The following is an 8711-nucleotide window of genomic DNA, read 5'->3' as shown; positions in this document are numbered from 1 at the left end:
GGCTGAAGGCGCATGGGGTGGAGGTTCTGGGACTGGTCGATCACGAATTCGTGAAATCCATCTACTTCTTCGATCCCAACGGCCTGCGCCTGGAAGTCACCACACGGACCGAACCGCCCGGCTATGTCGCCGAGGCCGCCCGCACCGCGCGTGCCGACCTGGACAAATGGACGGCTGACAAGGCGGCGCGGTTGGCGGCACGGGCGGGCTAACCGTGTGCTTTACGCCCTCCCCTTGCGGGGAGGGCACCTTTCAGAACCCCTTCTTCCGGCTCCAGTCCAGGATCAGACCCATGCAGGTCTCCAGATGTTCGGGCTGGCCGATATAGTAATGCGTGGCGCCGATGATGCGGTGATATTCCTTGTCCGGGGTCGCCAGCGCGGCATGGATGGCCGGATTATGCGCCGCCGGCACAGCATCGTCGGCCGTGTTCTCGATCTGCAGCACCGGCGTGCGGAAGATCCTGGCCGCGTTCATCGGCCCCTTGGCGTTGGACAGGTCATAGCTCCACTGGCTCAGCCATGAACGCAGGGTGCAGAACCGCGCCAGCCCCACCGGGCCGACATTGACGGTCCGCGGATCACCCATATAGGACCAGCCCGGCCGCCGCTCGCTGGGTTCGATGGTCGGGTCCAGCCAGCGCACGTCGCACATGGTGCGGTGGACGACGAAGGCCCGTTCCTGCTCCGCCCCGCCCCTGGCCCGCAGCCGTTCAAGCTGTTCCTGGCACCACGTGGTGATGCGGCGGTTGCGGGCCACCTGCCGGGCGCGGAATGAAGCGATGAAATCGGCACTGAACGGCGCCTTGTTGGGGCATTCCTCAGCGTAGATATCGAACTCAAGGTCGCGCCGGTCGGGGTCCAGCTCGTCGATCACCGAGGGATCCAGCCATTCGGTCAGCGTTTCCGCCCGCGACAGGTGGGCCGCGATGAAGATCACACCGTCGGCGGGCGACAGGCCGGCCGTCGTCAGGTCCACCGCATCGCCGGCGGGCGTGTGGGTGATCGACGGATTCTCCGCCTGCGCCTGATAGAACAGCGACAGCGACCCGCCGCCCGACCAGCCGACCAGCACCACCCGTTCATAGCCCAGCACCTCCCGCGCATGGGCAATCCAGCGGCCCAGATCGATGGCCACCTTTTCCATGATCAGGGCGCTGTCATTGCGCGGATAGCGGCTGGCCGCGCACAGAACATGCAAGCCCCGGTCCGCCAGCGCCATCGGCATGGGCAGCAATTGCAAGGTCGAGGTCGGGTGCATGAACACATAGACCGTGCGCGCCCGCTCCCCGGCGGGACACAGTAACTGGCCCTCCAGATTGACCTTGCCCGAATTGCCCGCGAACCCGTAGGTCTCGCTGAACCCCCTGATATCAGGAAAACTCACCACCTGCGGCTGCCTGATCCAGGCCGTCGGTTCCGACATCTCAATCTCCTTTTATTGTTCCCTCAAGCGCCGGGCGGGCACATCCGTGCCCTTGGCTTGCGGCGCACGTGCGCCGGGCCGGCGGTCGCCGGCCATCCCTCAAATCGGCACTGTCGTGGCATCGTGGCGGAACAGCCATTCGTAGCGTTCCGCGACCTTTTGCGGGTCCCATTCCCGGTCGACATAGGCTTGCGCGCCTTCCGCACTGGCCAGGGCCGGATTGTGGAAGCGCCCGGCATTCGCGGCCGCCCCCTGCACCACGCGGGTCGTGCGTTCGATGCGCGCCCCCTGATAGGCTTTCAAGGCCGCCGCATGATCATCGCCATAGGCTTCCAGCGCGCGGGCCAGGACATAGGCATCCTCGATCGCCATCGAGGCGCCCGACGCCAGGAAGGGCAGCATCGGATGGGCGGCATCGCCCAGCAGGGTCACCCGCCCCTGGGTCCAGTTATCCAGCGGCTTGCGCGACAACAGCGCCCAGCGGAACGGCTGCGGGATGGCGCGGATATAGGCGTGAACATCCTCATGCCAGCCGGGATAATCGGCCAGACAGGCCTCCACCGTCGACGGGCTGGACCAGCTTTCGGTCTTCCAGTCCTGGTTCTCCACCACACTGGAGAAGTTCATCAGTTCGCCGCGCCGGATCGCGTAATTCACGATATGGCCGCCCGGCCCGATCCAGTTGACGCCGACATCCCGCCTCAGATGCGCGGGCAGCCTTTCCATGGGGATGACGCCGCGCCAGGCGACGATGCCGGTGAATGTGGCCTCCATCTCTCCGAACATTTGCCGCCGGATGATGGAATGCACCCCGTCGGCACCGATCACCAGATCGTGGCGCTGCGCCGGCTTGCCCGCGAAGGACAGCACAACCCCGTCCGACCATTGCTGCACATCCACACAGCGTGACCCAAGCTGTATCGCGTCCGGCTTCACGGCCCGCACAGCCTCGGCCAGCGCGGTATGCAGGTCGTTGCGGTGAATGGTGATGTAGGGGGCGCCATAACGCGCCACCGATTGCGGCCCCAGGTCGAACAGTTTCCAGGTCTGCCCCGTGCTCCACAGCCGGATTTCCTTGCCCACCGGGCAGAAGGATTGGGCCAGGACGGCATCCAGGATGCCCAGTGCCGCAAAGACGCGGGTGCCGTTGGCGCTGATCTGCAGCCCGGCCCCCACCTCGCGCAATTCCTCGGCCTGTTCATAGACGGTGACGTCGAACCCGCGCTGCAAAAGCGCCAGGGCCGCGGTCAACCCGCCCATGCCCGCCCCGACAATCGCTATCCGCATCTGATCCTCGCTGCGCTTCATGTTGTTTGCTATTTCTGAATATCATTCGTCAATAACACAAGACTCAAATCCTGACCACAGCGCAATGGGCAGGTGACGGAACCCCCGCTCCTCTGATACGCATGAGGCAAACCAGAGAGAGAACGATGCCGATGCCGCCCGATGACGCCCTGAACCAGAAACGGCGCGTGCAGTCGATCGAGGTCGGGTTCCGTGTCATCCGTGTCCTGCAACAGGCACACGAGGCCATGGCGCTGCGCGACATCGCCAAAGAGGCCGACATGCCGGCCAGCAAGGCGCATCTCTATCTGACCAGTTTCATGCGCGAAGGACTGGTGGCGCAGAACCCGCAGACCGCGCGTTACTCCCTTGGCCCCTACGCCACCGAACTGGGCCTGTCGGCCATCCGGCAGCTATCGGTGGTGGAGGCCGCGAACGGGGAAATGGCGGCACTGACGGCGCAGACGGGCTGCGCCACCTACCTGTCCGTCTTCACCGAATATGGGCCGGCCATCGTGTCCAAGGTGGATGGCAACCGCCAGGGCGCCTTCACGGTCCGGCTGGGCCATGTCCTGCCCATGGCCAGTTCCGCCACCGGCCTGATCTTCCTGGCCTTCCTGCCGCAGGCCCTGACCCACCTTTCAGCGGACAGCAGCGCGGAGATGCCGGCCCCGGCCCTGCTGGGCGATGTACGCGACAAGGGCTATGCCACCACCAGCGGCCTGATCAACGCCAATTTCGCCGCCATTTCCGCGCCCATCTTCGATTACAGCGACGGGCTGGCAGCGGCGCTGACCCTGCTGGGCCCGGACAAGTACCTGACGGGAACGCGCACACAGCCCAGCATCGACCATGTGCTGGCCGCCGCTTCGCGTATCTCGGTGAAGATGGGGGGACGGACGACGGTGAGCCGCTGAGGCCCCACGACTGGTGTTTGCGTGCGGTACCGGGATATCAGCTTGCTCAACCGTCACCCCCGCGAAAGCGGGGGCCCAGCGAGAGCGGCGATAGCCGCGACATAACTCATATCGGCGCTGACCGCGCCTTACGCTGGGTCCCCGCTTTCGCGGGGATGACAGTAGAGCAAGCTGAAACCCGACAGTCCCCGATCACAGCGCGATGGCGATCGACTTCACCTCCGTATAGGCCTCGACGCCCTCGCGTCCGTTTTCCCGGCCCCAGCCGGATTGCTTGAACCCGCCGAAGGGCAGTGCCGGGTCCAGGCCACCGCCATTCACCCGCACCGTGCCGGCCTTGATCTTGCGGGCCAGCTTGTGCGCGGCGCTGAGATTCTGGGTCCAGACGATGGCGCCCAGCCCGTAATCGGTATCGTTGGCCTGGGCCGCGATGGCATCCAAATCGCGGTCGCTGAACGACATGGCACACAGGACGGGGCCAAAAATCTCCTCCCGCACCACCGACATCTGCGGGTTGGTGCCCGTCAGCACCGTGGGCGGCACGAAATAGCCGGGGCCGGATGCGGCGCTGCCCTGCCCGCTGATCTTCGCCCCGTCGCGCAGGCCCGCCTCGATATAGGACAGCACGCGCGCCTTCTGTTCCGCCGACACGACCGGCCCCATCTGCGTATCGGGGTCCAGACCGGGGCCGACACGCAGCTTCCCGGCAAAGTCAGCCACCCCTTCCACCAGCGCATCAAACACGCTTTCATGCGCGAACAGGCGGGAGCCGGCATTGCAGATCTGGCCGGCATTGGTGAAGATCGACCGGGCCGCCCCTTCGATGGCGCGGTTGATGTCGGCGTCGGGCATGACGATGACCGGCGTCTTGCCGCCCAGTTCCAGGGTGACCCGCTTCATATTGACGGTGGCACCCTTGACGATCAGCCGCCCGACCTCGGTGGAGCCGGTGAAGGTCACCTTGTCCACACCCGGATGCGCCACCAGCGCCGCCCCCGCCGCCTCCCCCAGACCGGTCACCAGATTGAACACACCCTTGGGGAACCCAACCTCTGCCATCAGATGGGCCAGGCGCAGCGCCGTCAGCGGTGTCTGTTCAGCGGGTTTCAGGATGATGGTGCAACCGGCGGCCAGGGCCGGCGCCGTCTTGGCCACCGCCATGGCCAGCGGCGCGTTCCACGGCACGATGGCGGCCACCACGCCCACCGGCTCCCGCACCGTATAGGCATGCCAGGTGCCGGGGCCGGACAGGTTCACGCTCTCCCCGTTCAGCTTGGTGGGCCAGCCGGCATTGTAGCGCAGCACCTCCACCGCATGCGGCACGTCGAACATGCGGGCGTCGCGCAGCGGCTTGCCATTATTCAGCGTTTCCAGTAGCGCGAACTCATCCGCATGCGCCTCGATCGCGTCGGCCAGCCGCCACAGAAGGCGGGCACGTTCCGACGGCTTCATCGTGGCCCAGGGTCCGTCCAGTGCGGCCCGCGCGGCACGGACGGCCAGATCGACATCCGCCTCCCCGCCCGCCGCCGCGCGGCCGATCCGCGACCCGTCACCGGGATTGAAGGTTTCAAAACTGGAACCCGACCGTGGCTCCCGCCATTCCCCATCGATGAACAGGCCATGCTCCCTGCCCGCGAATTGTCGTGCCCCGTCCAGGGCAAGTTGATCCTTTGCGATATCCGGCATGTGTCACCGTCTGGCTATGATGGATGGGATGGGTCCGGCGCGTGCGCCCGCATGGACGCCACTTTTGGGCGTCTCTTCGTTTGCTATTGTTGAACATCTTCCGTTATTGTGCAACATCTCCTTTCGAGATTGTGAGGAACCTTGTCGCAGGAATTCGACCATATCGTCGTTGGCGCCGGGTCGGCCGGGTGTGTCCTGGCCAACCGGCTGACCGAGGATGGCGCCCGCCGCGTGCTGCTGATCGAGGCCGGCGGCTCCGATGCCAGCCCATTCCATGCCATGCCGTTGGGCTTCATGGCGGCCATGGCCGATCCGGCCAAGGATTGGGGCTATGCCACGGAACCGGAACCGCACCTGGACGGCCGCCGCGTGCCCCTGCCGCGCGGCCGGGTGCTGGGCGGCTGTTCCACGACCAACGGCATGATCTATATGCGCGGCCATTCCGGCGATTATGATGAATGGCGTGATCTGGGCTGTCCCGGCTGGGGCTATGACGATGTGCTGCCCTATTTCCGCAAGATGGAGACAAGCTGGCGTGGGCCCGGCCCCTATCATGGCGGTGACGGCCCCCTGACCGTCAGCCCGGTCAGCCATCCCTGGCTGCGTATCGACCAGATCATGGAATCGGCCGCCGCCGCCGGCTTCCCGATGAGCGAGGATCTCAGTGGTGACCGGCAGGAGGGTTTCGCGCTCAGCGAGGTGACGGTGGACCGGCGGGGACGGCGCGCCAGTGCCGCCCGCGCCTATCTGCGCCCGGCCCTGAAGCGCCCCAACCTGCATCTGGTCACCCATGCCCAGGTGACGCGCATCCTGTTCGACGGCAACCGCGCCGTGGGCGTGGAATATCGCCGCGACGGGGCACTGCATCAGTCACGCGCAACGCGCGATGTGATCCTGTCGGGCGGGTCCTACAATTCCCCGCAATTGCTGATGCTGTCCGGCATCGGCCCGGCCGCCCATCTGCGCGATCAGGGGATCGAGGTGCGGGTGGACAATCCAGGCGTGGGCGGCAACCTGTCCGAACATCCCCTGGTCTATGGCGAATTCGCGGTGACCGGCGACACGTTCCTGCGGCAGCTTCGCCTGGACCGCGCTGCGCTGTCGGTGCTGCGCTGGGCATTGCTGGGCAGCGGGCCGTTCGCGTCCCAGGTGACCAGTTGTGCGGCCCTGATCCGTACCCTGCCGGAACTGACGCGGCCGGATATCCAGTTGATGGTGATGCCGGTACGGCTGGACGCGAAGATCTGGGCGCCCGGCCTGGGCAAGCGGCTGGCCGACATGTTCTCCGTCATGGTGATCCAGTTGCACCCCGAAAGCCGGGGGCGGGTCAGCCTGCGGTCGGCGGACCCGGACGACAAGGTGCGGGTTCAGTTGAACCTGCTGTCGCATGAACGGGACTATGCCGAACTGCGGCGTGGCATCCGGGCGCTGCGCACCCTGTTCGGCGCCGGCCCGCTGGGCCAACTGGCGGGGCGGGAGACCAAGCCGGGTGCGCATTGCCAAAGCGATGCCGATCTTGACGCCTTCATCCGCGCCAATCTGCGCATCACCCAGCATCCGGTGGGCACCTGCCGCATGGGCACGGGCGACGACGCGGTCGTTGACCCGCAGTTGCGCGTGATCGGGGTGGAAAACCTGCGCGTCGTCGACGCCTCCATCATGCCCACCGTGCCCGGCGGCAACACCAACGCTCCGGTGATCATGGTGGCGGAGAAGGCGGCGGATCTGATCCGGCGTTCTTAAAACAAGCCGCTGATCATGCCTTCCCCGCTTTCGCGGGGGAGGCGTATCGGGAGGCCATCATCCCCACCCCCAAAATAAAAAAACACCGGAGCGGTCGCCCGCTCCGGTGTCAGTTGCTGGGGGAAAGGGAACATCAAATCCGGGCACGCAGGCCGAAGACCCAGTAACGCCCGCGATTGTCGAAGAAGGGGGAGTTGGCGATGGTGGGCTGCACGATGCCGTTGGGCGTGATCGGCGGCGCCTCGTTGGTCAGGTTTTCCACCGACCCGTACAGGGTCAGGTTCTCGGTCAGGTCATAGGCGACGTTGGCGTCGAAATAATTGATACCGTCGATCCTGTTGTCGGCGATATCCAGCCGTGTCTGGTTGAACCGCGTATCGATCTTGCCGCCGGAGACATAGCGGTAGGCCAGCCCCAGCTTCCAGGCATCGATGCTGTAATTGGCGCTGAGATTGACGCGCCATTCCGGCACGCCCTGCGGCGGCGGGGAGATACCGGCCAGGCCGACATAGTCGTCGGTCCGGCCGTTGGCGGTGGTGCTCAGCTTGTCGGCGTGGCTGCCCAGCAGGCGAAGCTGCATGGTGCCGGCGGTATCGGCCAGATCCAGCGGGAAAGAATAGACCGCTTCGAAATCCTGCCCCGCCACTTCCTGGGAATTGGCGTTGAAGGGGACGATGTTGATACGGGTGATGGTGCCGTTGGTGCGGATGATACTGGGGCAGAACTGCGCCTGTCCACGGAAGCAGAAATTGGCGATATCCTGCCCTGCCACCACCGAGATCGCGTCCTTCACCTTGATATTGTAATAGTCGAAGGAAGCGCGGAAACCGCTCAGCCATTCCGGCTGCACCACAACGCCGACGGAGTAGGTGTCGGCCTTTTCCGGCAAAAGGTTGGGATTGCCGCCGGTGATCAAGGTCGTCTGCCGGGCGATATTGTCGTTGGGATCGATGATCGAGTTGATCACCTGATTGCCCTTGGAGAACAGCTCGAAATTGTTGGGCGCGCGGATATCGCGGGACAGCGTGCCCCGGAACCGCAGGTCGGCGATCGGTTCGTAATTGCCGCCGACCTTCCAACTCCAGACGGTGCCGCTGGTGGAATAATCCGTGTAGCGGGCCGCCGCGTTCAGTTCCAGCTTGTTGGCAAAGGCCGCCCCATCCGCCAGCGGCACCGCCACCTCGGTATAGGCTTCCTTCACATTATATTTGCCGCTGAACGGCTGGGCGTTGATGGAGCGCCAGCGGCTGGCGGCGGAATCCGCGTCCGACGTCTGGGTGGTCTTCTCGGTCCGGTATTCGGCACCCGCCGCGATGGAGACGGGGCCCGCCCAGGTGGAGAAGGGAGAGCCGGAGATGTTGGCGGCATAAACCTGCTGCTCCATCTCGGCAAAGGTGGTGGAGGTGCCACGGTAGTAGGACAGCGCCTGCGAGGTGATCGACCCAGCGCCGAACGGGTTGATGGGGATACAGCCCCGGATGTCACCGAAGGGGTCCTGTGCCGCCGTCGGGTTGGGGTTGTTCAGCAGCACGCGGCAGATGGGCTGGCCCGTGGCCGGGTTGACGACGCTGTCGATGCCATAGGTCCAGCGCTGTGCGATGCGGTTGTTATAGGCCGCCTGGTCATAGGTGTTGCGACCCAGTTGGCCGGTGA

Annotated in this window: 6 protein-coding genes and 1 pseudogene; 3 read left to right on the top strand and 4 right to left on the bottom strand. The window is 65.4% G+C overall.

Going from position 1 to position 8711, the window contains the following annotated elements; translation table 11 throughout:
* Positions 1 to 212: pseudogene (locus tag KBA48_RS30990) on the top strand (hypothetical protein); the annotation flags it as partial.
* Between the two features lie 40 nt (positions 213 to 252).
* Here the strand turns inward: KBA48_RS30990 and KBA48_RS30985 are convergent.
* Both KBA48_RS30985 and KBA48_RS30980 read right to left on the bottom strand, forming a co-directional pair.
* On the bottom strand, positions 253 to 1425 hold the full coding sequence (locus KBA48_RS30985; protein ID WP_292912549.1) for a hypothetical protein: 1173 nt from the start codon (positions 1423 to 1425) through the stop codon (positions 253 to 255).
* Positions 1426 to 1524: 99 nt separating this feature from the next.
* Positions 1525 to 2733: an FAD-dependent monooxygenase gene (locus tag KBA48_RS30980; RefSeq protein ID WP_292912548.1), complete on the bottom strand. Its 1209-nt coding sequence runs from the start codon at positions 2731 to 2733 to the stop codon at positions 1525 to 1527.
* Positions 2734 to 2858: 125 nt separating this feature from the next.
* Here KBA48_RS30980 and KBA48_RS30975 point away from each other — a divergent pair, with 125 nt between their 5' ends.
* On the top strand, positions 2859 to 3629 hold the full coding sequence (locus KBA48_RS30975) for an IclR family transcriptional regulator (protein ID WP_292912547.1): 771 nt from the start codon (positions 2859 to 2861) through the stop codon (positions 3627 to 3629).
* A gap of 192 nt (positions 3630 to 3821) precedes the next feature.
* Here the strand turns inward: KBA48_RS30975 and KBA48_RS30970 are convergent, their stop codons facing one another.
* Positions 3822 to 5315, bottom strand: coding sequence for an aldehyde dehydrogenase family protein (locus tag KBA48_RS30970; RefSeq protein WP_292912546.1), 1494 nt, complete (start codon positions 5313 to 5315; stop codon positions 3822 to 3824).
* A 141-nt stretch (positions 5316 to 5456) separates the two neighbouring features.
* On the opposite strand from KBA48_RS30970, the gene KBA48_RS30965 reads away from it, so the two are divergent.
* The gene (locus KBA48_RS30965) at positions 5457 to 7058 is read left to right on the top strand and encodes a GMC family oxidoreductase (RefSeq protein ID WP_292912545.1); all 1602 of its coding nucleotides are present in this window, start codon (positions 5457 to 5459) and stop codon (positions 7056 to 7058) included.
* A 133-nt stretch (positions 7059 to 7191) separates the two neighbouring features.
* Here KBA48_RS30965 and KBA48_RS30960 read toward each other — a convergent pair.
* Positions 7192 to 8711, bottom strand: a 1520-nt coding sequence (locus tag KBA48_RS30960) for a TonB-dependent receptor (RefSeq protein WP_292912544.1), incomplete at its 5' end; no start/stop codon positions are given.

Origin of the sequence: Niveispirillum sp. (assembly GCF_017996735.1) — a bacterium.
GTDB lineage: Bacteria > Pseudomonadota > Alphaproteobacteria > Azospirillales > Azospirillaceae > Niveispirillum.
The sequence above is the reverse complement of the archived record's forward strand: the minus strand, read 5'-3'. Positions and strand labels throughout refer to the sequence as shown.

Excerpts from the sequence above, each read along its gene's own strand:
- KBA48_RS30980 (WP_292912548.1), bottom strand. The coding sequence starts at position 2,733 with ATGAAGCGCAGCGAGGATCAGATGCGGATAGCGATTGTCGGGGCGGGC.
- KBA48_RS30970 (WP_292912546.1), bottom strand. The coding sequence starts at position 5,315 with ATGCCGGATATCGCAAAGGATCAACTTGCCCTGGACGGGGCACGACAA.
- KBA48_RS30975 (WP_292912547.1), top strand. The coding sequence starts at position 2,859 with ATGCCGATGCCGCCCGATGACGCCCTGAACCAGAAACGGCGCGTGCAG.
- KBA48_RS30985 (WP_292912549.1), bottom strand. The coding sequence starts at position 1,425 with ATGTCGGAACCGACGGCCTGGATCAGGCAGCCGCAGGTGGTGAGTTTT.